Source organism: Streptomyces sp. NRRL F-2664, from assembly GCF_000719345.1.
In the GTDB taxonomy this organism is placed as follows: domain Bacteria; phylum Actinomycetota; class Actinomycetes; order Streptomycetales; family Streptomycetaceae; genus Streptomyces.
Genome location: NZ_JOFX01000013.1, coordinates 38,664 through 64,152, shown reverse-complemented (window position 1 = coordinate 64,152; position 25,489 = coordinate 38,664). Strand labels below are relative to the sequence as shown.

At 72.0% G+C, this 25,489-nt stretch carries 21 protein-coding genes; 7 read left to right on the top strand and 14 right to left on the bottom strand.

Annotation, left to right across the window (positions count from 1 at the left end):
- The first annotated feature begins 203 nt into the window (after nucleotides 1-203).
- The 5 genes from tkt to pgl all read left to right on the top strand — a co-directional run bounded on the left by tkt (nucleotide 204) and on the right by pgl (nucleotide 6,915).
- Nucleotides 204-2,291 carry a transketolase gene (tkt, locus tag IF89_RS0114540; RefSeq protein WP_030766701.1) on the top strand — a complete coding sequence of 696 codons (2,088 nt, stop codon included), beginning with the start codon at nucleotides 204-206 and terminating at the stop codon, nucleotides 2,289-2,291.
- A 34-nt stretch (nucleotides 2,292-2,325) separates the two neighbouring features.
- On the top strand, nucleotides 2,326-3,444 hold the full coding sequence (gene tal, locus IF89_RS0114535) for a transaldolase (RefSeq protein ID WP_030766698.1): 1,119 nt from the start codon (nucleotides 2,326-2,328) through the stop codon (nucleotides 3,442-3,444).
- Nucleotides 3,445-3,449: 5 nt separating this feature from the next.
- Nucleotides 3,450-4,976, top strand: coding sequence for a glucose-6-phosphate dehydrogenase (gene zwf, locus IF89_RS0114530; RefSeq protein WP_030766695.1), 1,527 nt, complete (start codon nucleotides 3,450-3,452; stop codon nucleotides 4,974-4,976).
- Nucleotides 4,973-5,992, top strand: a complete 1,020-nt coding sequence (gene opcA / locus IF89_RS0114525) for a glucose-6-phosphate dehydrogenase assembly protein OpcA (RefSeq protein WP_030766692.1) — start codon at nucleotides 4,973-4,975, stop codon at nucleotides 5,990-5,992. The genes zwf and opcA overlap by 4 nt, the downstream gene beginning before the upstream one ends.
- A gap of 140 nt (nucleotides 5,993-6,132) precedes the next feature.
- Nucleotides 6,133-6,915: a 6-phosphogluconolactonase gene (gene pgl / locus IF89_RS0114520; protein ID WP_030766689.1), complete on the top strand. Its 783-nt coding sequence runs from the start codon at nucleotides 6,133-6,135 to the stop codon at nucleotides 6,913-6,915.
- Between the two features lie 72 nt (nucleotides 6,916-6,987).
- On the opposite strand, the gene pgi is transcribed toward pgl, so the two are convergent.
- The 13 genes from pgi to IF89_RS0114455 all read right to left on the bottom strand — a co-directional run bounded on the left by pgi (nucleotide 6,988) and on the right by IF89_RS0114455 (nucleotide 22,872).
- Nucleotides 6,988-8,643, bottom strand: a complete 1,656-nt coding sequence (gene pgi, locus IF89_RS0114515; RefSeq protein WP_030766686.1) for a glucose-6-phosphate isomerase — start codon at nucleotides 8,641-8,643, stop codon at nucleotides 6,988-6,990.
- 150 nt (nucleotides 8,644-8,793) lie between these two features.
- A complete protein-coding gene (locus tag IF89_RS0114510; protein WP_010352468.1) occupies nucleotides 8,794-9,129 on the bottom strand; it encodes an RNA polymerase-binding protein RbpA in 336 nt (111 codons plus the stop codon).
- A 181-nt stretch (nucleotides 9,130-9,310) separates the two neighbouring features.
- Nucleotides 9,311-9,541 (bottom strand): preprotein translocase subunit SecG, encoded by a 231-nt coding sequence (gene secG / locus IF89_RS0114505; RefSeq protein ID WP_030766684.1) that lies wholly within the window; start codon nucleotides 9,539-9,541, stop codon nucleotides 9,311-9,313.
- Between the two features lie 130 nt (nucleotides 9,542-9,671).
- Entirely contained in the window at nucleotides 9,672-10,448 is a 777-nt protein-coding gene (gene tpiA, locus IF89_RS0114500; RefSeq protein ID WP_030766681.1) for a triose-phosphate isomerase, read from the bottom strand.
- A gap of 6 nt (nucleotides 10,449-10,454) precedes the next feature.
- Nucleotides 10,455-11,666: a phosphoglycerate kinase gene (locus tag IF89_RS0114495; protein ID WP_030766678.1), complete on the bottom strand. Its 1,212-nt coding sequence runs from the start codon at nucleotides 11,664-11,666 to the stop codon at nucleotides 10,455-10,457.
- Between the two features lie 126 nt (nucleotides 11,667-11,792).
- On the bottom strand, nucleotides 11,793-12,797 hold the full coding sequence (gene gap, locus IF89_RS0114490; protein WP_030026861.1) for a type I glyceraldehyde-3-phosphate dehydrogenase: 1,005 nt from the start codon (nucleotides 12,795-12,797) through the stop codon (nucleotides 11,793-11,795).
- A 233-nt stretch (nucleotides 12,798-13,030) separates the two neighbouring features.
- Complete coding sequence (locus tag IF89_RS0114485; protein WP_030766674.1) at nucleotides 13,031-16,003, bottom strand: M14 family metallopeptidase; 2,973 nt, start codon at nucleotides 16,001-16,003, stop codon at nucleotides 13,031-13,033.
- A gap of 150 nt (nucleotides 16,004-16,153) precedes the next feature.
- Nucleotides 16,154-17,149 (bottom strand): DNA-binding protein WhiA, encoded by a 996-nt coding sequence (gene whiA, locus IF89_RS0114480; protein WP_030766671.1) that lies wholly within the window; start codon nucleotides 17,147-17,149, stop codon nucleotides 16,154-16,156.
- Complete coding sequence (locus tag IF89_RS0114475) at nucleotides 17,140-18,195, bottom strand: gluconeogenesis factor YvcK family protein (protein WP_030766670.1); 1,056 nt, start codon at nucleotides 18,193-18,195, stop codon at nucleotides 17,140-17,142. Before IF89_RS0114475 ends, whiA begins: the two co-directional genes overlap by 10 nt.
- Entirely contained in the window at nucleotides 18,192-19,139 is a 948-nt protein-coding gene (gene rapZ, locus IF89_RS0114470; protein ID WP_030766667.1) for an RNase adapter RapZ, read from the bottom strand. The genes IF89_RS0114475 and rapZ overlap by 4 nt, the downstream gene beginning before the upstream one ends.
- Nucleotides 19,136-21,145 carry an excinuclease ABC subunit UvrC gene (gene uvrC, locus IF89_RS0114465; RefSeq protein ID WP_030766666.1) on the bottom strand — a complete coding sequence of 670 codons (2,010 nt, stop codon included), beginning with the start codon at nucleotides 21,143-21,145 and terminating at the stop codon, nucleotides 19,136-19,138. Before uvrC ends, rapZ begins: the two co-directional genes overlap by 4 nt.
- Nucleotides 21,146-21,469: 324 nt before the next feature.
- On the bottom strand, nucleotides 21,470-22,264 hold the full coding sequence (locus IF89_RS0114460; RefSeq protein WP_030766665.1) for a hypothetical protein: 795 nt from the start codon (nucleotides 22,262-22,264) through the stop codon (nucleotides 21,470-21,472).
- A gap of 5 nt (nucleotides 22,265-22,269) precedes the next feature.
- Nucleotides 22,270-22,872, bottom strand: coding sequence for a papain-like cysteine protease family protein (locus IF89_RS0114455; RefSeq protein WP_030766663.1), 603 nt, complete (start codon nucleotides 22,870-22,872; stop codon nucleotides 22,270-22,272).
- Between the two features lie 230 nt (nucleotides 22,873-23,102).
- Between IF89_RS0114455 and IF89_RS0114450 the strand changes: the two genes are divergently transcribed.
- Nucleotides 23,103-24,044 (top strand): hypothetical protein, encoded by a 942-nt coding sequence (locus tag IF89_RS0114450; RefSeq protein WP_030766661.1) that lies wholly within the window; start codon nucleotides 23,103-23,105, stop codon nucleotides 24,042-24,044.
- 15 nt (nucleotides 24,045-24,059) lie between these two features.
- On the opposite strand, the gene IF89_RS0114445 is transcribed toward IF89_RS0114450, so the two are convergent.
- Complete coding sequence (locus IF89_RS0114445) at nucleotides 24,060-24,491, bottom strand: Rieske (2Fe-2S) protein (protein ID WP_030766659.1); 432 nt, start codon at nucleotides 24,489-24,491, stop codon at nucleotides 24,060-24,062.
- 77 nt (nucleotides 24,492-24,568) lie between these two features.
- Between IF89_RS0114445 and IF89_RS0114440 the strand changes: the two genes are divergently transcribed.
- Complete coding sequence (locus tag IF89_RS0114440; RefSeq protein ID WP_030766656.1) at nucleotides 24,569-25,450, top strand: carbohydrate kinase family protein; 882 nt, start codon at nucleotides 24,569-24,571, stop codon at nucleotides 25,448-25,450.
- Nucleotides 25,451-25,489 lie beyond the last annotated feature (39 nt).

Here is a 25,489-nt window from a genome sequence, read left to right as displayed (position 1 = left end):
CTCGTGTTGGGCCGATCGGACCGTGCGTACGTACGGGGGACGGCAGCGGCCGCGCCCCGTGGCCGGGTGAACGCCGGCCGGCGGCGCGGTGACGGACCGCCTGCACTCGAATAGCTGCACGCCGTTGCGGGGGTAGGCTCGGAATCGCCGGTGCACCGTTCGTCACCGGGATACGAACATGTGGAGAGGAGCCCTGACCCACGGTGAGCACCAAGCCGACCACCACAGAGCTCGAGTGGACCGAACTGGACCAGCGGGCCGTCGACACCGCCCGCATCCTGGCCGCTGACGCGGTCCAGAAGGTCGGAAACGGCCACCCCGGAACGGCGATGAGCCTGGCCCCCGCCGCCTACACCCTCTTCCAGAAGGTGATGCGGCACGACCCGGCGGACCCCGAGTGGGTGGGCCGCGACCGTTTCGTGCTCTCCGCGGGGCACTCGTCCCTCACCCTCTACACCCAGCTGTACCTGGGCGGGTTCGGGCTCGAACTGGACGACCTGAAGTCCTTCCGCACCTGGGGCTCCAAGACCCCCGGCCACCCGGAGTACGGCCACACGGCCGGCGTCGAGACCACCACCGGCCCGCTCGGCCAGGGCGTCGCCAACGCGGTGGGCATGGCCATGGCCGCCCGCTACGAGCGCGGCCTCTTCGACCCGCAGGCCGCCCCGGGCACCTCGCCGTTCGACCACATGGTCTACGCGATCGCCGGCGACGGCTGCCTCCAGGAGGGCATCTCCCACGAGGCCTCCGCGCTGGCCGGCCACCAGAAGCTCGGCAACCTCGTCCTCCTGTGGGACGACAACCACATCTCCATCGAGGGCGACACGGAGACGGCCGTCTCCGAGGACACCCTCAAGCGCTACGAGGCGTACGGCTGGCACGTCCAGCGCGTCGAGCAGCAGGAGAACGGCGACCTCGACCCGAAGGCGCTGTACGCCGCCCTCCAGGCGGCCAAGGCCGTCACGGACCGCCCGTCCTTCATCGCGGCCCGCTCGATCATCGCCTGGCCCGCCCCGCACGCCCAGAACACCGAGGCCGCCCACGGCTCGGCGCTCGGCGACGACGAGGTCGCGGCCACCAAGCGCGTGCTCGGCTTCGACCCGGAGCAGACCTTCGAGGTCTCCGACGAGGTCATCGCCCACACCCGCAAGGCCCTGGACCGCGGCCGCGAGGCCCGCGCCGCCTGGGAGAAGGACCTCTCCGCCTGGCGCACCGCCAACCCGGAGCGCGCCGCGGAGTTCGACCGCATCAACGCCAACCAGCTGCCCGACGGCTGGGAGGACCGCCTCCCCGTCTTCGAGACCGGCAAGGGCGTCGCCACCCGCGCCGCCTCCGGCAAGGTCCTCCAGGCGCTCGGCGCGGTCATCCCGGAGCTGTGGGGGGGCTCGGCCGACCTGGCCGGCTCCAACAACACCACCATCGACAAGGAATCCTCCTTCCTGCCGGTGGGCAACCCGCTGCCGGAGGCCGACCCGTACGGCCGCACCATCCACTTCGGCATCCGCGAGCACGCCATGGCCGCGGCCATGAACGGCATCGCGCTGCACGGCCACACCCGCATCTACGGCGGCACCTTCCTGGTGTTCTCCGACTACATGCGCAACGCCGTCCGCCTGTCCGCCCTGATGCACCTTCCGGTGACCTACGTGTGGACGCACGACTCCGTCGGCCTCGGCGAGGACGGCCCCACCCACCAGCCGGTGGAGCACCTGGCCTCCCTGCGCGCCATCCCGGGCCTGAACGTCGTCCGTCCGGCCGACGCGAACGAGACCGCCGTCGCCTGGCGCGAGATCCTGAAGCGCCACACCAAGGTGTTCGGCAAGGGCGCCCCGCACGGCCTGGCGCTCACCCGCCAGGGCGTGCCGACCTACGAGCGCAACGAGGACGCCGCCAAGGGCGGCTACGTGATGTTCGAGGCCGAGGGCGGGGCCCCGCAGGTGGTCCTCATCGGCACCGGCTCCGAGGTGCACCTCGCCGTCGAGGCCCGCGAGCAGCTCCAGGCCGAGGGCATCGCGACCCGGGTGGTGTCGATGCCGTCCGTGGAGTGGTTCGAGGAGCAGGCCCAGGAGTACAAGGACAGCGTCCTGCCCTCCTCGGTGAAGGCCCGCGTCGCGGTCGAGGCCGGCATCGGCCTGACCTGGCACCGGTACGTCGGTGACGCCGGCCGCATCGTGTCGCTGGAGCACTTCGGCGCCTCCGCCGACGCGAAGGTGCTCTTCCGCGAGTTCGGCTTCACCGCCGAGGCCGTGGCCGCCGCGGCCAAGGACTCCCTCGCCGCCGCCGCGCGCTGACGCCCGTACAAGACCACTAGGAGATGCAATTCCCATGACAGACGCACTCAAGCGCCTCTCCGACGAAGGCGTGGCGATCTGGCTGGACGACCTGTCCCGCAAGCGCATCACGTCCGGCAACCTGGCCGAGCTCATCGACCAGTCGCACGTGGTCGGTGTCACCACCAACCCGGCGATCTTCCAGAAGGCGATCAGCAGCGGCGAGGGCTACGAGCAGCAGCTCGCCGACCTCGCGACCCGCAGGGTCACCGTCGAAGAGGCACTGCGCATGATCACGACGGCGGACGTCAGGGACGCCGCCGACATCCTGCGCCCCGTCCACGACCGCACCGACGGCCAGGACGGCCGTGTGTCCATCGAGGTCGACCCGCGGCTGGCCCACGACACCGCGGCGACGGTCGCCGAGGCCAAGCAGCTCGCCTGGCTCGTGGACCGCCCGAACACGCTCATCAAGATCCCGGCGACGAAGGCCGGCCTGCCCGCGATCACCGAGGTCATCGGCAGGGGCATCAGCGTCAACGTCACGCTGATCTTCTCGCTGCAGCGCTACCGCGAGGTCATGGACGCGTATCTGGCGGGCCTGGAGAAGGCCAAGGCCGCGGGCCTGGACCTGTCCCTGATCCACTCCGTCGCCTCCTTCTTCGTGTCCCGCGTGGACACCGAGATCGACAAGCGCCTGGACGCCGTCGGCACCGACGAGGCGAAGGCCCTCAAGGGCAAGGCGGCGCTCGCCAACGCCCGTCTGGCCTACGAGGCCTACGAGGAGGTCTTCTCCTCCGACCGCTGGGCCGCCCTGGAGCGCGCCGGAGCCAACAAGCAGCGCGCGCTGTGGGCCTCGACGGGCGTGAAGGACCCGGCGTACAAGGACACCCTGTACGTGGACGACCTGGTCGCCCCGAACACGGTGAACACCATGCCGGAGGCCACCCTGGAGGCCGCCGCGGACCACGGCTCGATCACGGGTGACACCGTGCGCGGCACGTACGAGCAGGCCCGCGCCGAGCTGGACGCGGTCGCGAAGCTGGGCATCTCGTACGACGATGTCGTTCAGCTGCTGGAAGACGAGGGCGTCGAGAAGTTCGAGGCGTCCTGGAACGACCTGCTGAAGTCGACCGAGGCGGAGCTCCAGCGCCTCGCCCCCACGGAGGCCTGAACACCTTGTCTGTAAACGGAGCGAACCCGCTTCGTGACGCACAGGACCGGCGGCTCCCGCGCATCGCGGGGCCGTCCGGCCTGGTCATTTTCGGCGTTACGGGTGACCTGTCGCGCAAGAAGCTGATGCCCGCGGTCTACGACCTGGCCAACCGCGGCCTGCTCCCGCCGGGCTTCTCCCTCATCGGGTTCGCCCGCAGGGAGTGGGAGCACGAGGACTTCGCCCAGGAGGTGTACGAGGCGGTCAAGGAGCACTCGCGCACCCCCTTCCGTGAGGAGGTCTGGCAGCAGCTGGTGCAGGGCTGCCGCTTCGTCCAGGGCGACTTCGACGACGACGCCGCCTTCGAGACGCTGAAGGCGACGATCGACGAGCTCGACAAGGCGCAGGGCACGGGCGGCAACTTCGCCTTCTACCTGTCCGTCCCGCCGAAGTTCTTCCCCAAGGTGGTCCAGCAGCTCAAGGACCACGGTCTGGCGCAGAAGGAGGGCTCCTGGCGGCGTGCCGTCATCGAGAAGCCCTTCGGCCACGACCTGAAGAGCGCCGAGGAGCTCAACAAGGTCGTCCACGAGGTCTTCCCGCGGGACGAGGTCTTCCGCATCGACCACTACCTCGGCAAGGAGACCGTCCAGAACATCCTGGCGCTCCGCTTCGCCAACACCATGTTCGAGCCGATCTGGAACCGGTCGTACGTCGACCACGTGCAGATCACCATGGCCGAGGACATCGGCATCGGCGGCCGGGCGGGTTACTACGACGGCATCGGCGCCGCCCGTGACGTCATCCAGAACCACCTGCTCCAGCTGCTCGCGCTGACCGCGATGGAGGAGCCGGGCTCCTTCCACCCGAAGGCGCTGGTGGCGGAGAAGCTCAAGGTCCTCACCGCGGTGCAGCTGCCGGAGGACCTGGGCAAGCACACGGTGCGCGGCCAGTACGCGGCGGCCTGGCAGGGCGGCGAGAAGGTCGTCGGGTACCTCGAAGAGGACGGCATCGACCCCAAGTCGAAGACCGACACCTATGCGGCCATCCGCCTGGAGATCAACAACCGCCGCTGGGCGGGCGTCCCCTTCTACCTGCGGACGGGCAAGCGCCTGGGCCGCCGGGTCACCGAGATCGCGGTCGTCTTCAAGCGGGCCCCGTACCTGCCCTTCGAGTCGGGCGCGACCGAGGAACTGGGCCAGAACGCCCTGGTCATCCGCGTCCAGCCGGACGAGGGCGTGACGGTGCGCTTCGGTTCCAAGGTTCCGGGCACCTCCATGGAGGTGCGGGACGTGACGATGGACTTCGCCTACGGCGAGTCCTTCACGGAGTCGAGCCCCGAGGCGTACGAGCGGCTCATCCTCGACGTGCTCCTCGGCGACGCGAACCTCTTCCCGCGCCACCAGGAAGTGGAGCTGTCCTGGAACATCCTCGACCCGATCGAGGAGTACTGGGACAAGCACGGCAAGCCGGCGCAGTACCCGGCGGGCACCTGGGGGCCGGTCGAGGCGGACGAGATGCTCGCACGAGACGGACGGAGCTGGCGCCGGCCATGAAGATCGACCTCACGGAGACCAACTCCAGCAAGATCAACGCCGCGATGGTGCAGGCACGCCGGGACATCGGCACGCCGGCCGTCGGCATGGTCCTCACGCTGGTGATCGTGACCGACGAGGAGAACGCGTACGACGCGCTCAAGTCGGCGAACGACGCGTCCCACGAACACCCCTCGCGGATCGTCGTCGTCATCAAGCGGGCCAGCCGCTCGCCGCGCAGCCGCCGGGACGCCCGGCTCGACGCGGAAGTCCGCGTCGGGGCGGACGCGGGCAGCGGTGAGACGGTCGTGCTGCGCCTTCACGGCGAACTGGTCGACCACGCCCAGTCGGTGGTTCTCCCGCTGCTCCTTCCGGATGCGCCTGTGGTCGTCTGGTGGCCGGACGGAGCTCCCACGGACCTGGCGGGCGATCCGCTGGGTGCGCTCGGGCAGCGCCGGATCACGGACACGTACTCCTGCGAGGACCCGGTCGGGACGCTCGGCGCCCGGGCGGGTGCGTACGCCCCCGGGGACACGGACCTGTCGTGGACCCGGATCACCCCGTGGCGCTCCATGCTGGCGGCGGCGCTGGACCAGCAGGCCGTGACGGTCGTCTCGGCGACCGTCGAGGGCGAGGACGACAACCCCAGCTGTGAGCTGCTGGCCATGTGGCTGGCGGACCGGCTCCAGGTCCCCGTCCGGCGCACGCAGTCGGCGGGGCCGGGCCTGACGGCCGTACGCCTGTCGACCAAGGACGGCGACATCGTCCTGAACAGGGCCGACGGCGGTCTGGCCACGCTGTGCATGCCGGGGCAGCCCGACCGGAACGTGGCGCTCAAGCGCCGCGACACGGCCGAGCTGCTGGCGGAGGAGCTGCGCCGGCTGGACCCGGACAACACCTACGCGGCCTCGCTGAAGTACGGCGTGGCCCAGCTGGCGGCGCACGCGCCGGCGCCCGAGCCGGCTGCCGAGGAACCGGTGCAGGCGCCGCCTGCGAAGCCGGCCGCCAAGGCGGCGAAGAAGGCCCCGGCCAAGTAGCGCGATCCCGCTGCGCGGAGCCTTCACCGCACCGCCCTTTCGCCGTTTCCCGGGGCTGGGGCGGGGTGGGGGAAGGCTCCGCGCAGCGCGCCGGCGGCACCGCACCCCCCGATCCCCACAGAAGGCGGCAGCACATGGGTATGACGACTCCTCAGGTCGTCGTCCACCGGGACAAGGAACTGATGGCGCAGGCCACCGCGGCCCGGCTCATCACGAAGATCGTGGACGCCCAGACGGCCCGCGGCACCGCGTCCGTGGTCCTGACCGGCGGACGCAACGGCAACGGCCTCCTCGCCGCGCTGGCCGCCGCCCCGGCCCGCGACGCGGTCGACTGGCACCGGCTCGACCTGTGGTGGGGCGACGAGCGGTACGTGCCGGCCGACGACCCCGAGCGCAACCACACCCAGGCCCGCGAGGCCCTCCTGGACTCCGTCCCGGTCGACCCCGCCCGCGTGCACGCCATGCCGGCCTCGGACGGCCCGCACGGGGCGGACGTGGACGCGGCGGCCGCCGCCTACGCGGCCGAGCTGGCGCGGGCGGCCCGTCCGGAGGACCACGGTCCGGTCCCCACCTTCGACGTGCTGATGCTGGGCGTCGGGCCGGACACGCACGTGGCCTCGCTCTTCCCCGAGCACCCGGCGGTCCGGGAGACCGACCGCACGGTGGTCGGCGTGCACGGCGCGCCCAAGCCCCCGCCGACGCGGATCTCGCTGACCCTCCCGGCCATCCGGGCGGCCCGCGAGGTCTGGTTGCTGGCGGCCGGCGAGGACAAGGCCGGAGCGGTCGCCATCGCCCTCGGCGGGGCCGGCGGCGTGCAGGCGCCGGCCGCGGAGGCGTACGGCCGCTCGCGCACCCTGTGGCTCCTGGACCGTGCGGCGGCGGCCAAGCTGCCGTCCGGAATGTATCCCCCGGTCTCCTCCTGACGACGCGTCCGGCGGCGCCGGACGCGCGAAGGGCCCGCTCCCCCGTCGGGGAGCGGGCCCTTCGCGCGTGCGTCAGCCGCGTCCGCGCAGCGTGCGGTAGGTGGCCACCAGCGACTGGGTCGAGGCGTCCAGACCGGGCACGTCGGCGCCCTCGGTCAGCGCGGGCTCGACGCGCTTGGCGAGCACCTTGCCCAACTCGACGCCCCACTGGTCGAAGGAGTCGATGTTCCACACGGCGCCCTGGACGAACACCTTGTGCTCGTACAGCGCGATCAGCTGTCCCAGCACGCCGGGGGTGAGTTCCGTGGCCAGGATGGTGGTCGTCGGGTGGTTGCCGTGGAAGGTCTTGTGCGGGACCAGGGGCTCCGGCACTCCCTCCGCGCGCACCTCGTCGGCCGTCTTGCCGAAGGCCAGCGCCTGGGTCTGCGCGAAGAAGTTGGCCATCAGCAGGTCGTGCTGGGCCGCCGGGGCCGCCTCCAGCTCGGCCACCGGGTTCGCGAAGCCGATGAAGTCGGCGGGGATCACCTTCGTCCCCTGGTGGATCAGCTGGTAGTAGGCGTGCTGGCCGTTGGTGCCGGGCGTGCCCCAGACCACCGGGCCGGTCTGCCACTCCACCGGATTGCCGTCGCGGTCCACGGACTTGCCGTTGGACTCCATGTCCAGCTGCTGCAAGTACGCGGTGAAACGCGACAGGTAGTGGCTGTACGGGAGCACCGCGTGCGACTGCGCGTCGAAGAAGGCGCCGTACCAGATGCCCAACAGGCCCATCAGCAGCGGGGCGTTCTCCTCGGCGGGCGCCGTGCGGAAGTGCTGGTCCATCAGGTGGAAGCCGGCCAGCAGGTCGCGGAAGGCGGCGGGGCCGATGGCGATCATCAGGGAGAGCCCGATGGCCGAGTCGAAGGAGTAGCGCCCGCCCACCCAGTCCCAGAACTCGAACATGTTGGCCGGGTCGATGCCGAACTCGGTGACCTTCTCCGCGTTGGTCGACAGCGCCACGAAGTGCCGTGCCACGGCGGCCTGGTCGCCGCCCAGGCCGGCGAGCAGCCAGCCGCGCGCCGAGGTGGCGTTCGTGATGGTCTCGATGGTGGTGAAGGTCTTGGAGGCGATGATGAACAGCGTCTCGGCCGGGTCCAGGTCGCGCACGGCCTCGTGCAGGTCCGCGCCATCGACGTTGGACACGAAGCGCACGGTCAGGTCGCGGTCGGTGAAGGCGCGCAGGGCCTCGTACGCCATCGCGGGACCGAGGTCGGAGCCGCCGATGCCGACGTTGACCACGTTCTTGATGCGCTTGCCGGTGTAACCGGTCCACCGGCCCGACCGGATCTCGTCGGAGAAGGCCGCCATCTTGTCGAGGACCGCGTGCACGGCGGGGACGACGTCCTCGCCGTCCACCTCGACGACGGTGTCCGCCGGGGCGCGCAGCGCGGTGTGCAGGACCGCCCGGTCCTCGGTCGTGTTGATCTTCTCGCCGCGGAACATGGCCTCGCGCAGCTCGGCCACGCCCGTCGCGGCCGCCAGGTCGCGCAGCAGTTCCAGCGTCTCGTCGGTGACGAGGTGCTTGGAGTAGTCGATGTGCAGGTCCCCGACCCGCAGGGTGTAGTCGGCGCCGCGTCCGGGGTTCTCCTCGAACAGCTGCCGCAGGTGCGTGTGCCCGAGCTCCTCCCGGTGCTTGCCGAGCGCCAGCCACTGCGGCGTCCGGTTGAGCTTCGCCCTGCTCTCTGCGTTCATCTCGGACATCAACCCGTTTCTTCCGTCCTGTCGTGCCCCGCCGCCCTCCAACTTAAGGGATCACAAGCGGCGCAACGCACACAAAGAGGCCCGGCCCCGCAGGAGAGATTCCTGCGGGGCCGGGCCTCGTGCCGGATGCGCCCGGCGGGGTCAGATCTCGCCCCGGAGCTTGGCGAGCGCCTCGGCGAGGATCGCCTCGCCGTCGGCGTCCGAGCGCCGTTCGCGCACGTACGCCAGGTGCGTCTTGTACGGCTCGGTGCGCGGCGGCGCGGGCGGGTTGTCCCGGTCCTGGCCGGCCGGGAACCCGCAGCGCGGGCAGTCCCAGGTGTCCGGCACCTGCGCGTCGCTGGCGAAGCTCGGCTGCGTCTCGTGCCCGTTCGAGCACCAGAAGGAGATGCGCAGGCGGGGCGCGGACTCGCCGCGCTCGGCCTCACCCATCGGCCCCGCTCCGACCCGGCTACCACGGATCGCGTTGCCACTTGCCACGGTCGTAACTCCCTGCGTGATGGTGCCGCGGAGCGTGAGTGGAATGTCCGCCGCGGAGCGCCCAAGTCTACGTAAGGCCCAACGCACGTCCAGTGAGCGGAGTTACTGATTCCACGTCGTGAACGCCAGCCTCATGATAGGCCGGACGACACCGACCGGACTGCCGGAATGGCGAGAACGGTCAGCTGCCCGACTTCATCGCGAGGCCGAGCGCGACGATGCACGCGAACCAGAGCAGGCCCACCACGACGGTGATGCGGTCCAGGTTCCGCTCCGCGACGGAGGAACCGCCGACCGACGACTGCATGCCGCCGCCGAACATGTCGGAGAGGCCGCCGCCCTTGCCCTTGTGCATCAGCACGAGCAGCATCAGCAGGGCGCTGAAGACGATCAGGGCGATCGAGAACCCCATAATCACGGCTGATTCCTACTTTCTGGCTTTTTCAGGCTTTCCGGCTGTGCAGGATGTGCGCGGGGGCCAGCGGCTGGTGGTACAGCCTCTGGCCCCCGCAAGGGTACGACGGATCGGCCCTACCGCATACTCACTGGTCGCGGAAGCGGACGATCTTGACGAACTCGTCCGCGTCGAGCGCGGCGCCGCCGATCAGGGCGCCGTCGACGTCGGGCTGGGCCATGATCGCCGCGATGTTCCCGGACTTCACCGAGCCGCCGTACTGGATGCGGACCTTGTCGGCCAGCTCCGGCGAGTACAGCTCGGCGAGGCGGCCGCGGATCGCCCCGCAGACCTCCTGGGCGTCCTCGGGGGTGGCGACCTCGCCGGTCCCGATGGCCCAGACGGGCTCGTAGGCGATCACGATGGACTCGACCTGCTCGGCCGGGACGTCCTTGAGGCCGCCGTCGAGCTGGTCGAGGGTGTAGGGGACCTGCCGGCCGGCCTTGCGGACGTCCAGGCCCTCGCCGACGCAGAGGATCGGCGTGATCCCGTGCTTGAAGGCGGCCTTGACCTTGGCGTTGCAGATCTCGTCGGTCTCGCCGTGGTACTGGCGGCGCTCGCTGTGGCCGACGGCCACGTACGTGCACTTCAGCTTCGCCAGCATGGGGCCGGAGATCTCGCCGGTGTAGGCGCCGGAGTCGTGCGCGGAGATGTCCTGGGCGCCGTACTTGATCTTCAGCTTGTCGCCGTCGACCAGGGTCTGGACGGAGCGCAGGTCGACGAAGGGCGGCAGGACCGCGACCTCGACGGCGTCGTAGTCCTTGTCGGCGAGGGCGAAGGCGAGCTTCTGGACGTGGGCGATGGCCTCCAGGTGGTTGAGGTTCATCTTCCAGTTGCCCGCCATGAGCGGGGTGCGGGTGGTCATGCGGGTTCAGCCCTCCAGGGCGGCGAGGCCGGGGAGCGTCTTGCCCTCGAGGTATTCGAGGGAGGCGCCGCCGCCGGTGGAAATGTGGCCGAAAGCGTTCTCGTCGAAGCCCAGCGTGCGGACCGCGGCGGCACTGTCGCCGCCGCCGACCACGGTGAAGGCGTCGCTGTCGACGAGGGCCTGCGCGATCGCGCGGGTGCCGCCGGCGTAGTCGGGGTGCTCGAAGACGCCCAGGGGGCCGTTCCAGAAAACGGTCGCCGCGTCGGCGATCTTCGAGGCGTACAGCTCGCGGGTCTTGGGACCGATGTCCAGACCCTCCTTGTCGGCGGGGATCTTGTCCGCGTCGACCGTGGTGTACTCGGCCGGGGCCTTGGTCTTCAGGTCGGGGAAGTCCGACGAGGCCAGGATGTCGACCGGCAGCACGAGCTCGACGCCGCCGGCCTCGGCCCGGGCCATGTACTCCTTGACCGTGTCGACCTGGTCCTTCTGGAGCAGGGAGATGCCGACCTCGTGGCCCTTGGCGTGCAGGAAGGTGTAGGCCATGCCGCCGCCGATCAGGAGGCGGTCGGCCTTGCCGAGCAACTCGTCGATGACGGCCAGCTTGTCGGAGACCTTGGCGCCGCCGAGGACCACGACGTAGGGGCGCTTGACCTCGTCCGTCAGCTTCTTCAGGACGCCGACCTCGGTGGCGATGAGCTGGCCGGCCGCGTGCGGGAGCCGCGCGGGCAGGTCGAAGACCGAGGCGTGCTTGCGGTGGACGGCGCCGAAGCCGTCGCCGACGTAGAGGTCGGCGAGCTCGGCCAGCTCGTCCGCGAAGGCACCGCGCTCGGCGTCGTCCTTCGAGGTCTCTCCGGGGTTGAAGCGGAGGTTCTCGATGACGGCCACCTTGCCGTCGGTGAGGGCGGCGACGGTCTCCTTGGCGGAGGAGCCCACGGTGTCGGTCGCGAACGCGACGTCCGAGCCCAGCAGTTCGCCGAGGCGGGCAGCGGCCGGCGCGAGCGAGAAGGCCGGGTCCGGAGCGCCCTTGGGGCGGCCGAGGTGCGAGGCCACGATGACGCGGGCGCCGGCCTCGGCGAGCTTGGCGATCGTGGGCAGGACGGCGCGGATGCGGCCGTCGTCGGTGATGGTGCCCTCGGCGAGCGGGACGTTCAGGTCCGCGCGGACGAAGACCCGCTTGCCGTTGACGCCTTCGGCGAGCAGTTCGTCGATCGTCTTCATGTGTTTCTGACTCCTTTGGGCGCCCGTGTCGGGGGCGAAGAACGACTGGCAAGCTACAGGGTCCGGACTGCGCATCGTCGCGCGGCCCGGACCCTGTGCTTCACATCGTGGTGTCAGCCCTGGAACTCAGAGCCGGCCGCCGACGAAGACCGTCAGGTCGACGAGGCGGTTGGAGTAGCCCCACTCGTTGTCGTACCAGCCGACGACCTTGACCTGCTTGCCCTGGACCATGGTCAGGGAGGAGTCGAAGGTGCAGGACGCGGGCCAGTTCACGATGTCGGAGGAGACGATCGCGTCCTCGGTGTAGTCGAGGATGCCCTTCAGCTGGCCCTCGGAGGCCTTCTGGAAGGCGGCGTTGATCTCGTCCTTGGTGACCTCGCGGTCGAGCTCCAGCACGAGGTCCGTGACCGAGCCGGTCGGGACCGGGACGCGCATCGCGATGCCGTCCAGCTTGCCCTTGAGCTGCGGCAGGACCAGCGCGGTGGCCTTGGCGGCACCGGTGGAGGTCGGGATGATGTTCTCGGCGGCGGCGCGGGCGCGGCGCAGGTCCGAGTGCGGGAAGTCCAGGATGCGCTGGTCGTTCGTGTACGCGTGGACCGTCGTCATCATGCCCTTGACGATGCCGAAGTTCTCGTCGAGGACCTTCGCCATCGGCGCCACGCAGTTCGTGGTGCAGGACGCGTTGGAGATGACGTGGTGGTTGGCCGCGTCGTACTTGTCCTGGTTGACGCCCATGACGATGGTGATGTCCTCGTCCTTGGCCGGAGCCGAGATGAGGACCTTCTTCGCGCCGGCCGCGATGTGCTTGGCGGCGTCGGCCTTCTTCGTGAAGATGCCGGTCGACTCGATGACGATGTCGGCGCCCAGCTCGCCCCAGGGCAGGTTCGCGGGGTCGCGCTCGGCGAAGGTCTTGAAGGTGTTGCCGCCGACGGTGATCGTGTCGTCGGTGTGGGACACCTCGGCCTTGAGGCGGCCCAGGATGGTGTCGTACTTGAGAAGGTGCACCAGGGTGGCGTTGTCAGTCAGGTCGTTGACACCGACGATCTCGATGTCCGCTCCCTGCTCCAGGAGGGCCCGGAAGTAGTTGCGGCCGATGCGGCCAAAACCGTTGATGCCTACGCGGATCGTCACGAACCGATCTCCTCGTTGGTGCGCCGGTGAGAGCGCCGGCGAGCTGTAAATGGGATGTCCCCGACCGCTTACGACCCTACCTCTCCGTGAGCTTTTGGGTGACATCGGTCGAGGGCTGACACTCCCCCCACTTCACGGGGCACCCCGTCCGGGGCCCGCCCCGGACGCTCCGGGGCGGGCCCCGGGGACCCGGGTCAACGGTCACTGTGGGTGAGCGTCGAGGGTGGCGCTGTTCAGCGGTTGAGCGAGCGGAGCGCCTTACGCACGAGTAGGGCGCGGTCCGCCGCCGAGGGCAGGTGTTCCAGGCCGAAGCCCAGAAGTACGGTGTCACGCGTGGTCACCGAGGCGTAGGACCGGAAGAGCTCTCCTGTCCGGGACCAGTCGCCCGGGACGTCGGGACTGCCGGCGGGCGCGCCCTGGGCCGCCCACGCGCCGAGCGAGGTCTCGAACCCCTCGGCCGGCTGCTCGCCCGCGCCGGTCGACAGGCGCGCCTCGTCGGCGAACACGCCGCGCCCGCCCGTGCCCGGGTCGGTGATCGAGGAGAGCGACAGCTCGACGGAGCGCCCCGCGTAGGCGCTCAGGTCGAAGGAGACCTGCTTCCAGCCGCCGGAGGACCCGGTGAAGGTGTTCCACTGGCCGCTGGTCCCGTTCGGGGTGCAGCCGCCGCCCTCCAGGGTGAGGTAGCGGCGCAGGAACGGGTGGCCGTTGATGAAGAACCCCGCTGCGCACTCCTCCGGGACGGCCGGGCTGCTCAGGCCGCCCGCCTCGGGCAGCATGGTCCAGTCGTCGCCGCCGGCGCTGCGGGCCTCCAGCGCGGCGTGGTCGTAGCCCTCCTCCAGGTTCCAGTGCAGGGCGAGCTTCAGTTGCGGCCGGTCGGCCGCGGTGACCCCGGTGAGGTCGATGGTGCGGACCAGCCGCTTCCAGTCGTTGTCGCTGTGGAGCGCCGAGGCCATGCCGGCGCCGGCGTAGGGCGCGTACGGGTTCGTGATCCCGGTGTAGCCGCCCGCCTGTGCGCTGCTGAACTGCGGGAACTGCGCGGCCGGCAGGGTGTCGGAGGTCACCGTGTAGGAGCCGGGCGCGTTCAGCGGGTTGCCTGCCGCGTCGCCGAGGACGGCGTCGGCCCCCTGCAGGGCGCCGGCGCCGGCGAAGCCGGTGGCTCCGGGGGTGCTGTTGCGGCCGTAGGCACCCAGCCAGTACTGGCTGAAGTCGTTGGTGACCGCGCGGCCGACCTGGGCGTTGCCGCCGGCCAGCTCGCCGGCCTCGATCAGTTTGCCGCCCTCGTTGAGGAAGTCACGCACCGCCGACTGCGTGTCGCCGGCCGGCGTTTTGGCGCCCGTGTAGTGGAGGGCCGTGCCGAAGTGGGAGAGGACCCCCAGGGGGTGCGGGACGCCCTGGACGGCGACGTCCCAGAGCGCGGCGGACCTGCCGTTCGCGCGCAGCGCGTCGACGTACTTCTGGGCGTGCTGCGCCGCGGCCCCCTCCTCGGCGATCACCAGGACGTCCGCGCGCGGCCGGTCGGCCACCGTGTAGGTGAAGTGCTCGCTGGAGACCCGTTTGCCGGTGCCGTCGCGGCCGGTGAACCAGACCTCGACCGTGTCGCCCGGCCTGGCGCCGTCGACCTTCGCGCGGTACTCGTCGAACCAGTTGTTGTCCTCGCCGCCGTAGACGTCACCGCCCTTCCAGGCCTTCAGGTCCTCGTCGTGCGTGCGGCCGCCGTTGATCCGGTAGTTGAGCTCCTTGTCCTTCAGGGCCTTCCGGGCCGTGACGGCCACTTCCTGGTCCTGTCCGCGGGCCGCGTAGGAGGTGGTGAAGGCGTCGGGGGTGAAGTCGGCCGCGCTCAGGCCGACGGAGGAGGAGGGCCGGTCCGGGTGGGCTGCGCTCTCGCCGACCGCGAGGGCGAAGGGGACGTTCTTGGCGAACTCCGCCTGGATGAGCTTCTCGTCGTCGGGGAAGTTGAAGCCGGAGGCGCAGTCCTCGGGCCGCCACGGGTCGTCCGGGTCGCTCGCGGCGGCGGTCTGGCAGGTGGTCATCTCGGGCGTGAACATCATGATGCCGTTGACGTTGGCTCCGTGGCCGTCGGCCTCGCCGTTGGTGGTGTACAGCTCGGAGGACACCTGCGGGTAGTAGCCGGGGACGGCCGGGTTCTCGGGGGTGCCGGCGAGGGCCCGGTAGGCGACGTCGTCGGGAGTGGGGGTGGCCACCTGCCATCCCACGCCGTAGAGGATCAGCTCGGCGGCGGAGTGGTAGTTGACGGCGTACTCGAAGCCGATGCGCTTCTGGAAGGCGTCGAGGGCGACGGTCTCGGGCTCCGAGGAGGCCCGGGGGCCGCGGTAGGTCTCGCTCGCCTGCTGGGGCGAGGATCCCTCGTTGTCGTAGCCCCACTTGTAGGCGAAATTGCGGTTGAGGTCGACGCCGTCGCCGGTGGCGATCTTCCCGTCGCCGTTGTTGTCGCGCATGTTCTTGCGCCACAGCCGGCGCCCGTCGGCGGCGTGGGTGTAGTCGTAGCCGTCGGGGTTGGCGCTGAGCAGGAACCACAGCTCGCTGGAGTCCACCAGCTTCGTGATCCGCTGGTCCTTGCCGTAGTTGTCGAGCGTGTGGTGCATCAGCCGCCGGGTCATCTCGGGGGTGATCCACTCGCGGGCGTGCTGGTTGGACATGTAGAGCACGGCGGGCTTCGCGCCGTCCCTGGTCCCCTTCGCGTTCTTGCTGACCTTCAGGGCGAGGATGTCCTTGCCCTGGACGGTCCTGCCGATGGAGACGGCCTTGGTGAGCGACGGGTTCTCCCGGGCGGTGCGCAGGATCTCCTCCTGGAGGCCGCCCGTGCCGCTGTACGGGCGGAACACGCCGTCGCCGGCCGCCTTGGCGCGGGCCAAGCCCTGGGCCGGGACGGTGCGCTCGGCGAGTGCGACGCCCTGGGCGGCCAGCGCGCCGGCCTGGGCTGCGGTGAGGAAGAGCTCCACCCGGGCGGTCCCGGTCTCCGGGGCGCGCTCGGTGAGCTCGTGGGCGTCCTGGCCGGCTGCGAGGACCAGCGGTACCTGTTCCCGGGTGATGTCGGCGTCGTAGACCCGCACCTCCTCGGCGCCGGCGGCGGGGCCGGGCGCAGCGGCGCGGCCGGGCTGGGCCTGGGCTGCCGCGGGTAACGCGGCGAGTGTGGTTCCGATGGCGAGTGCGCTTGCGGCGAGGACGACTCTCGCGCGGTGACTCATGTGCCCCCCTGGGCGTCGGCTGCCACGAAAGGTTCGGACGCCAGACTCAAGACCGGCCCATGCTCATGTCAATGGGGCATGCGGGAAAGGGGCCCGCACGAGTGATCGCGCGGGCCCCTTCTGCCGTAGGGGGCGACTCGGGCCGCCCCGCTATCCGGCCATGTTGTCGGCCATGTCCTCGCTGAGGTCGAGGTTGGACTCGGTGCCCGGGATGCCGAGGTCCTGGGCCCGCTTGTCGGCCATCGCCAGCAGCCGCCGGATCCGGCCGGCGACGGCGTCCTTGGTCAGCGGCGGGTCGGCGAGCGCTCCCAGCTCCTCCAGGGAGGCCTGCTTGTGCTCCATGCGCAGCCGGCCGGCCGCGGCGAGGTGTTCGGGGACCTCCTCGCCGAGGATCTCCAGGGCGCGCTGCACGCGGGCTCCGGCGGCCACGGCGGCCCGTGCCGACCGGCGCAGGTTGGCGTCGTCGAAGTTGGCCAGGCGGTTGGCGGTGGCGCGCACCTCGCGCCGCATCCGCCGCTCCTCCCAGGCCAGCACCGACTCGTGCGCGCCGAGCCGGGTCAGCAGGGCGCCGATGGCGTCGCCGTCGCGGACCACGACCCGGTCCACGCCGCGCACTTCGCGCGCCTTGGCGGCGATGGACAGCCTGCGGGCGGCGCCCACCAGGGCCAGGGCGGCCTCCGGGCCGGGGCAGGTGACCTCCAGGGAGGAGGACCGGCCCGGCTCGGTGAGCGAGCCGTGGGCCAGGAAGGCGCCGCGCCATGCCGCTTCGGCGTCGCAGGTGGCCCCGGAGACCACCTGGGGCGGAAGCCCCCGGATGGGGCGTCCGCGTCCGTCCACGAGGCCCGTCTGGCGCGCCAGCTGGTCGCCCCCGGCCACGACGCGGACCACGTAGCGGCTGCCGCGGCGCAGTCCGCCGGGTGCCATCACCACGAGGTCCGAGGAGTGGCCGAAGATCTCCAGGATGTCCTTGCGCAGGCGGCGCGCGGCGATACCGGTGTCGAGTTCCGCCTCGATGACGATCCGGCCGCTCACCAGGTGCAGCCCGCCCGCGAACCGAAGGATCGCCGAGACCTCCGCTTTTCTGCAGCAGGTCCGGGTGACGGGGAGCCGGGAGATCTCATCCTTCACCGCTGGCGTCATCGCCATGGGCCGATCCTTCCATGCATCCGAAAAATACGGTCGTACGCGGCGGCCAGCAGCTCCGGGTCGTGCTTCGGCGAGCCGTCCTGCCTGGCCACGGGGGCCAGCTCGACCGCGGCGCCGAACCGTTTGGCGGCATCGGCGAGGGATTCGCGGTCGGGCACGGCGGCCTCGTCGGCCAGCACCACGTCCAGGGCGAGTTTAGGGGCGTGTCGGGCCAAAACCTCCAAATGACGCTGCGGAGAGAAGCCCTCTGTTTCACCGGGCTGCGGCGCGAGGTTCAAGGACAGGACCCGCCGGGCCTTGGTCTCGACGAGCGCGTCCAGCAGTTCCGGCACCAGCAGGTGCGGGATCACGGAGGAGAACCACGAGCCCGGACCGAGCACCACCCAGTCGGCGTCCAGGACCGCCCGGGCGGCCTCCGGCACGGCGGGCGGGGCGCTCGGCACGACCTGCACGGAGAGCACCTCGCCCGGGGTCAGGGCCACGGTGGCCTGCCCGCGGACGGTGTCGACGTCGTCGGGGCGGGCCGGGTCGTGCCCCCTGACCAGGGCCTGGAGCTCCAGCGGAACTGCCGACATGGGCAGGACCCGGCCGTGCGCGCCGAGCAGCCGGCCCACGAGGTCGAGGGCCTGGACGGGATCGCCGAGCTGTTCCCACAGGGCGACGATCAGCAGGTTGCCGACGGCGTGCCCGTGCAGGTCGCCCTCGGACTGGAAGCGGTGCTGGATGACGCGGGCCCAGGTCTGGCCCCAGTCGTCGTCCCCGCACAGCGCTGCCAGCGCCTTGCGCAGGTCGCCGGGCGGCAGCACGTCGAGCTCCTCCCGGAGCCGTCCGCTGGAGCCGCCGTCGTCGGCGACGGTGACCACGGCGGTGAGGTCACCGGTGATCCGGCGCAGGGCGGCGAGCGAGGCCGACAGGCCCTGGCCGCCACCGAGCGCGACCACCTTGGGCGTGGCGCCCCTCCGGCGGCCGGAGCGGCCCGCGCCCTCGTCTCCCCGGCCCGGGGTGAGGCGGCGCAGGCGGCTCAGCCGCGGGGTCCGAGCGGTCACTCGCGCCCCATGTCCCTGTGGACGACGACGGTCTCGACACCTTCGGAGGCGAGGCGGGCGGCGAGCTTCTCGGACATGGCCACGCTGCGGTGCTTGCCGCCCGTGCAGCCGACCGCGATGGTCACGTACCGCTTGCCCTCGCGTCGGTAGCCGGTGGCGATGAGCTGGAGCAGCTCGGTGTAGCGGTCGAGGAACTCCTTGGCGCCGGGCTGGCTGAAGACGTACCCCGACACCTCCTCGTTGAGCCCGGTGAAGGGACGCAGTTCCGGGACCCAGTGCGGGTTGGGGATGAACCGGCAGTCGACGACGAGGTCGGCGTCGACGGGGAGGCCGTACTTGTAGCCGAAGGACATGACGGTGGCCCGCAGCTCGGGCTCCTCGTCCCCGGCGAACTGGGCGTCCATCTTCGCGCGCAGCTCGTGCACGTTGAGGCTGGAGGTGTCGATCACCAGGTCGGCGTCGCCGCGCAGCTCCCGCAGGAGGTCCCGCTCGGCGGCGATGCCGTCGGTGATGCGGCCGTCGCCCTGGAGCGGGTGCGGGCGGCGGACCGACTCGAAGCGGCGGACCAGCGCGTCGTCGGAGGACTCCAGGAAGACGATGCGGCGGGTGACGCCCTTGTGGTCGAGGTCGGCGAGGGACTCGCGCAGGGCGTCGAAGAACTGGCGGCCGCGGACGTCGACGACGACGGCGATGCGGGCCACATTGCCCTGGGAGCGGGCGCCGAGCTCCACCATGGTGGGGATCAGCGCGGGCGGGAGGTTGTCGACGACGAACCAGCCGAGGTCCTCCAGACACTTGGCCGCCGTGCTGCGGCCGGCCCCGGACATGCCGGAGATGATCACCAGCTCGGGGATGGCCGCCTCGGCGGTCTCGCCGGGCTCCACGGTCGTGCCCGTACTCACCTGTGCTCCGTCTCGGTCGTGCGTGGTCTCGTGCTCGGTCATTGCTCGGTCCCCCGTTCGGACGATGCTCCCGCAGGCGCGGGGTTCTCATCCTCAATGATCTCTCCTGTGGCCGTGTTGACGGCAGGACCGGCGGGGACCGCACCGGCGAGGGCCGCGGCCACGGTCTCGGCCGTCTTCCGTCCTATGCCCGGGACCTCGCAGATCTGCTCGATTGTCGCCTGTCTCAGCTTCTTCACCGAACCGAAGTGCTTCACGAGGGCCTGCTTGCGGCTCTCCCCGAGGCCGGGCACGTCGTCCAGGGGGCTCGACTTCAGGCGCTTGCCGCGCTTGCTGCGCTGGTACTGGATGGCGAAGCGGTGGGCCTCGTCACGTACCCGCTGGAGCAGGTAGAGGCCTTCGCTGGTGCGGGGCAGGACGACGGGGTCGTCCTCGCCGGGCACCCAGACCTCCTCCAGCCGCTTGGCCAGGCCGCAGACGGCCACGTCGTCGATGCCGAGCTCGTCCAGGGCCCGCTGGGCGGCGGCGACCTGCGGCTGACCGCCGTCGACGACGACGAGCTGGGGCGGGTAGGCGAAGCGCTTGGGCCTGCCGTCGTCCTCGGGCGGCGCGTCCTCGCCGTCCTGGGGCTCCCACTCCCCCGTCTTCGACTTCTCCAGGAGGTAGCGGCGGAAGCGCCGGGAGACCACCTCGTGCATGGACCGGACGTCGTCCTGGCCCTCGAAGGACTTGATCTGGAAGCGCCGGTACTCGCTCTTGCGGGCCAGGCCGTCCTCGAAGACGACCATGGACGCGACGACGTCCTCCCCCTGGAGGTGGGAGATGTCGAAGCACTCGATGCGCAGCGGCGCGCCGTCGAGGTCAAGGGCCTCGGCGATCTCCTCCAGGGCCCGGGAGCGGGTGGTGAGATCGCCGGCGCGCCGGGTCTTGTGCAGGGCGAGGGACTGCTGCGCGTTGCGGTGGACGGTCTCCATGAGGGCCTTCTTGTCGCCGCGCTGCGGTATCCGCAGGCTCACCTGGGAGCCGCGGCGCCCGGCGAGCCACTGGATGAGCGCGGGCGTGTCGTCGGGCAGCGCGGGGACCAGCACCTCCTTGGGGACGGCCTCGCCCTGCTCCTCGCCGTACAGCTGCTGGAGGGCGTGCTCGACGAGTCCGGCCGTGTCGACGGCCTCGACCTTGTCGGTGACCCAGCCGCGCTGGCCGCGGACCCGGCCGCCGCGGACGTGGAAGATCTGCACGGCGGCTTCGAGCTCGTCCTCGGCGACGGCGATCAGGTCGGCGTCGGTGGCGTCGGCGAGCACCACGGCGTTCTTCTCCATGGCGCGGCGCAGCGCTCCGATGTCGTCGCGCAGCCGGGCGGCCTTCTCGTACTCCATCTCCTCGGCCGCCGCGTGCATCTCCTTCTCCAGCCGGGAGAGGTAGGCGCCGGTGCGGCCGGCCATGAAGTCGCAGAACTCCTCGGCGAGTTCGCGGTGCTCCTCGGGGGTGACGCGGCCGACGCAGGGCGCGGAGCACTTGCCGATGTAGCCGAGCAGGCAGGGGCGCCCGATCTGGGCGGACCGCTTGAACACACCGGCGGAGCAGGTCCGCACCGGGAACACCCGGAGCATCAGGTCGACGGTCTCGCGGATCGCCCAGGCGTGGGCGTAGGGGCCGAAGTAGCGCACGCCCTTCTTCTTGGGGCCGCGCATCACCTGGACGCGGGGGTACTGCTCGTTGAGGGTGACGGCGAGGGAGGGGTAGCTCTTGTCGTCGCGGTACTTGACGTTGAACCGGGGGTCGTACTCCTTGATCCAGGAGTACTCCAGCTGGAGCGCCTCGACCTCGGTGGAGACCACGGTCCACTCGACGGAGGCGGCCGTGGTCACCATGGTGGCGGTGCGGGGGTGCAGGCCGGCGACGTCCTGGAAGTAGTTGGCCAGGCGCTGGCGCAGGCTCTTGGCCTTCCCTACGTAGATCACCCGGCGGTGCTCGTCGCGGAACCGGTAGACCCCCGGGGAGTCGGGGACCTGCCCCGGCTGGGGGCGGTAGCTGGAAGGGTCGGCCATGCCAACCACCCTACTGGCGCGCACCGACAACCAACCGGAGCCCTCCGGGCCGGTCCGCGGATGCTGCGGTCCGCCCCGCAGGGCCCCCAGGCTCGGCCCGGCCCCGCTCCTCGAACGCCGGCGAGGCCGGGTGATGCAGCCCCGCCGGCGCTCGAGGCGCGGGGCCCGGGGCGGAGCCCCGCCCTTCCAGCCCCGCCGGCGCTTGAGGCGCGGGGCCGGGCAGAGCCCCGCCCTCCCAGCCCCGCCGGCGTTTGAGGCGCGAGGTCCGGGGCGGAGCCCCGGGGAACGGAGGAAGGGCGGGGCGGGGAGAGCCGCCCGCAGGGCCTATGCCCGCAGGCCCGGACGGCGCGACCGCCGCAGGGCGGCCACCCCGAGCGCCCCGAGCACGAGCACCCCGGCCCCGGCCACGGCCCCCAGCGACCCCCCGGCAGCCGGCACGGCCCCGGGACCGGCAAAGCCACCCGCCGCGCCACGCTCGGCGTACGGGGACCCCGGCAGCTTGTCCCCGTACGCCCCGACGACCCGCTCCCGGTAGGCGCCGAGCGTCGTGCCCCCGGCCCCCACGGCGCGTACGCCGTCCTCGTCCAGCGGCAGCACCCGCCCGCCCGCGGCCACGTACCAGGCGTCGATCTGCGGTTCCCGGAACACGGTCCCGCCGGGCAGTTTCTCCGCGCCCAGTCGGGCGTAGCGGAATTCGTCGTCGCCGGTGGCGATGTTCACCACCTGCCAGCCGTTCTCCGTCCGGGCCGTCCACAGCGCGGCCTGCTGCCCGTCGGCGGAGACCGCCCGGCTGGCGAGGAACTCCAGGCGGGCGACGGGCGCCCCCGCCCGGCCCGCCACGAAGTCCGGGGAGAGGTGGTGGACCGGTACTGCCCCGCCCTCGATGCGCGGTTGCGCGGCGGTGAGGGAGACCTTGCCCTCCCGGGCGAAGAACCGGGACAGCGTGGCGAGGGTGTCGGGGGCGGCTGCCGCCCGCTCGGCGGCGGCCCGGTGCTCGGCGGTGGCCGCCTCCGGCTGCGGCACCGGCTGCGGGGCGGGGGCCGCGCCGGCCTGCGGGGCCGGTCCGAGGAGGGCGGTGGCGGCGAGGACGGCCGCGGCGGCCGAAGCGCGCAGGGTCATGGCGGTCACGCCCCGATCCGGTAGAGGGAGTGGGTCCAGGAGAAGGAGTTGTTGTTGACGTACCAGGCGTGGGAGGCCCAGTTGTAGCGGTCGCTGGAGGGCCAGGGGTCACCCCAGTGGACCCAGTTGCGCGCGGTGTCGTAGCCGTACAGGACGTGCATGTGGCCGCCGCCGTTCGACCACTGGATCCGGGTTTCGACGGGCCTGCCCGCGTTGATCTCGGTCTGGACGGTGGAGTACTGCAGCCAGCCGGTGACGTAGGAACCGGGGTTGATGCCCGCCCAGCGCAGCCCGGTCTGGACGTTGCCGAGGGTGGCCTGGTTGTTGGGGCACTCGGTGCCCTGCTGGCGGTTGAAGGCGGCGTTGCAGAACTGGTTCTGCGAGTAGTTCCGGCCGAACCAGGTGGCGATGGTGTTGCCGCCCGCGGCCCAGCACCAGTTGGTCTTCTGCTGCGCCTGCATCGTGATGTCCAGGCGCTTGGCGGCGAGCGCGGAGCCGGTCCCGGGCTCCGCGGCGGTGGCGGTGCCGCCGGGCAGGGCCAGGACGAGGGCGCTGAGCAGGGCGGTGAGGACGGCGGCCGGGGATAGCCGCCGGTTTCGGTTGCGCATCGCGTTCCTCCCGATGGGGGGAGTGGGGGGATGGAGGAGCGCGTCCGGACGCTGTGGAGGAGCATCAGGGAGTTGTCGCGATCAGGTCAACGCGCTTGAATACGCGGTGACGTTGCAGTGTGAACGGTGGGACTGCGGTGTGAACGGTTGCTGCGGTTCCACCTGGTCCCCCGAAGCTGCCGCCGCGATCCCCCACGCCGGCGCGTGTGAACGTTCACAGAGGAGTCGCGATGCGGCCTTCCACGGATCCGGCCTGCCTGGCCGAACTGGACCGGCTGCTGCGCGACGGCCCCTTCCACCTCGCCCTGCGCGCCGCCCTCGCCGTCCGCGGCCTGCCGCTGCAGCGGGTGCAGCACCGGCTCGCGGCCCGTGGCATCAGAGTCGGCGTGACGAGCCTGAGTTACTGGCAGCAGGGCGCCCGCAGACCACGCCGGGCGGAGTCGCTGCGGGCCGTCACCGCCCTGGAGCGGATCCTGGAACTGCCCGACGGGGCCCTGGTACGGCTGCTGGCCGCCCCGCCGGCCGGGACGGGGCCCGCCCGCCCCGCCGGGCGCTCCTACCGGACCCTGTTCAGCGGCGGCGGAACGGTGGAGCGGCTGCTGGACGGGCTGGACCTCCCGGCGGACGGGGGGCTGCACTCGCTCGGCCACCACGAGCGGGTACGTATCGGACCGGCGGGCGAGCTGCGGGCCCGCGAGTCCCAGCAGATCGTCCGGGCCCACCGGGACGGGGTCGACCGCTACCTCGCCGTCCACCACGGCGACCCGGGCTGCGAGGTGTCCCGGGTCCGCGTGACGGCCTACGAGAACTGCCGGACGGGCCGGGTGCGGTGCCATCCGGAGAGCGGGGTGGTGGTCGCGGAGCTGCTCTTCGACGCCCGGTTGCGGCGCGGCGACACCTACGTCTTCGGCTACGGCGTGGAGGACGGCACGGGCGGCCGCAGCGGCGAGTACGTGCGCGGGTTCAGCTACGCGGGCGGGCAGTACGTGCTGCAGGTCCGCTTCGACGAGGCGGCCCTCCCGGTGCGCTGCCGGCGTTTCGCCCGCAGCGGGCCGGACGCACCCCGCACGGGCCTTGCGGATCTGACGCCGAGCGGCCGGCACCGGGCGGTGCACCTGGTGGAACAGGCGGTACGGCGCGGGATCCTCGGGATCGCCTGGGACTGGGACTGACCCGCGACGGCCCCGTCAGCCCGCGACGAGCCGGCCGTTCTCCGCGCGGACCGGCACCTCCGGCAGCGGCCGGTCGGCGGGGCCGCGCAGGACCTTGCCGGTCGCCACCTCGAAGCGGCTGCCGTGGCAGGGGCAGTTCCCCTCCCCCGCGTCGATCTTGTCGAGGACGCAGCCCGCGTGCGTGCACTGGGCGCTGAACGCCTTGTACTGGCCCTCCACCGGGCAGCTGACGATCAGCTTCCGCTCCCGGTAGAGCTTCGCGCCGCCCACCGGCACATCGGCCGCGGCGCCGAGGTCCACGGGCGCGGTGGGGGTGGCGGGGGTGTTGCCGCCGCTGTTGCTCTCCGTGGAGCAGGCCGAGAGCGCCGCCCCGGCGCCGGCTGCCCCCGCGAGCGCGGCGGCGCCCTTGAGGACGGTACGGCGGGCGGCGGGCTGCGGCGCGGGCATGCGGATCTCCTGGGGGGCGGGGCGGGCCGGACGGCCCACCCGACGATACCGCCGCTCCATGGAGTACCTTCCTCCGCGTGATCGTCGTCGGCGGAGAAGCCCTCATCGACCTGGTGCCCGCGGCCGGGCCACCGGGTGCGCTGCTGCCCCGGCCGGGCGGCGGACCGTACAACACGGCACGTGCCCTCGGGCGGCTCGGTGCCGAGGTGGCCTTCTGCTCCCGGGTCTCGACGGACGGGTTCGGAGAGGTGCTGCTGGCCGGGCTGCGGGCGGACGGCGTGGACGTGTCGCTGGTCCAGCGCGGGCCGGAGCCGACCACGCTCGCCGTGCCGTCGCTGGCCTCGGACGGCTCTGCCGCGTACGGGTTCTATGTCGAGGGGACCGCGGACCGGCTGTTCACACTGCCTCCGGCCCTCCCGGCGGGGGTACGGGCCCTCGCGCTCGGCACCTGCTCGCTCGTACTGGAGCCGGGCGCGAGCGCGTACGAGGCCCTGCTGCGCCAGGAGTCGCGGCGCGGGCTCCTGACCCTGCTGGACCCCAACATCCGGCCGGCGCTGATCGCGGACCCGGCGGGGTACCGGGCCCGCTTCAGGGACCGGCTGCTGCCGCACACCGGTGTCCTGAAACTCTCGGAGGAGGACGCGGCCTGGCTGGGCGGGCGGGTCGGGGACTGGCTGGCGGCCGGGCCCTCGGCGGTGGTGCTGACCCGTGGGGCGGCGGGCCTGACGGTCTGGACCCGGGAGGGCGCCGAGTACTCGGCGGCGGCCCGCCCGGTGGCGGTGGCGGACACGATCGGGGCCGGTGACACCGTCAACGCCGCCCTGCTGCACCGCCTCGCCGCCGCGCCGGGAGGGCCGGTGGACTGGCCGGACGTCCTGGCCCGCGCCGCCCACGCGGCGGCCCTGACCTGCACCCGCCCGGGCGCGGAACCCCCGTACGCGGCGGAACTGGACCCCTGAGCGGCGCCCCGCCGACCCGGACGGACTCGCCGGCTCGGC

What these genes read in the sequence shown, in the direction of transcription:
- uvrC (WP_030766666.1), bottom strand. Translation starts at nt 21,145, where the DNA reads ATGGCCGACCCTTCCAGCTACCGCCCCCAGCCGGGGCAGGTCCCCGAC.
- whiA (WP_030766671.1), bottom strand. Translation starts at nt 17,149, where the DNA reads ATGGCGATGACGCCAGCGGTGAAGGATGAGATCTCCCGGCTCCCCGTC.
- IF89_RS0114485 (WP_030766674.1), bottom strand. Translation starts at nt 16,003, where the DNA reads ATGAGTCACCGCGCGAGAGTCGTCCTCGCCGCAAGCGCACTCGCCATC.
- pgi (WP_030766686.1), bottom strand. Translation starts at nt 8,643, where the DNA reads ATGAACGCAGAGAGCAGGGCGAAGCTCAACCGGACGCCGCAGTGGCTG.
- IF89_RS0114450 (WP_030766661.1), top strand. Translation starts at nt 23,103, where the DNA reads ATGCGGCCTTCCACGGATCCGGCCTGCCTGGCCGAACTGGACCGGCTG.
- pgl (WP_030766689.1), top strand. Translation starts at nt 6,133, where the DNA reads ATGACGACTCCTCAGGTCGTCGTCCACCGGGACAAGGAACTGATGGCG.
- secG (WP_030766684.1), bottom strand. Translation starts at nt 9,541, where the DNA reads ATGGGGTTCTCGATCGCCCTGATCGTCTTCAGCGCCCTGCTGATGCTG.
- opcA (WP_030766692.1), top strand. Translation starts at nt 4,973, where the DNA reads ATGAAGATCGACCTCACGGAGACCAACTCCAGCAAGATCAACGCCGCG.
- IF89_RS0114495 (WP_030766678.1), bottom strand. Translation starts at nt 11,666, where the DNA reads ATGAAGACGATCGACGAACTGCTCGCCGAAGGCGTCAACGGCAAGCGG.
- tal (WP_030766698.1), top strand. Translation starts at nt 2,326, where the DNA reads ATGACAGACGCACTCAAGCGCCTCTCCGACGAAGGCGTGGCGATCTGG.
- tpiA (WP_030766681.1), bottom strand. Translation starts at nt 10,448, where the DNA reads ATGACCACCCGCACCCCGCTCATGGCGGGCAACTGGAAGATGAACCTC.
- rapZ (WP_030766667.1), bottom strand. Translation starts at nt 19,139, where the DNA reads ATGACCGAGCACGAGACCACGCACGACCGAGACGGAGCACAGGTGAGT.
- IF89_RS0114445 (WP_030766659.1), bottom strand. Translation starts at nt 24,491, where the DNA reads ATGCCCGCGCCGCAGCCCGCCGCCCGCCGTACCGTCCTCAAGGGCGCC.
- IF89_RS0114460 (WP_030766665.1), bottom strand. Translation starts at nt 22,264, where the DNA reads ATGACCCTGCGCGCTTCGGCCGCCGCGGCCGTCCTCGCCGCCACCGCC.
- IF89_RS0114455 (WP_030766663.1), bottom strand. Translation starts at nt 22,872, where the DNA reads ATGCGCAACCGAAACCGGCGGCTATCCCCGGCCGCCGTCCTCACCGCC.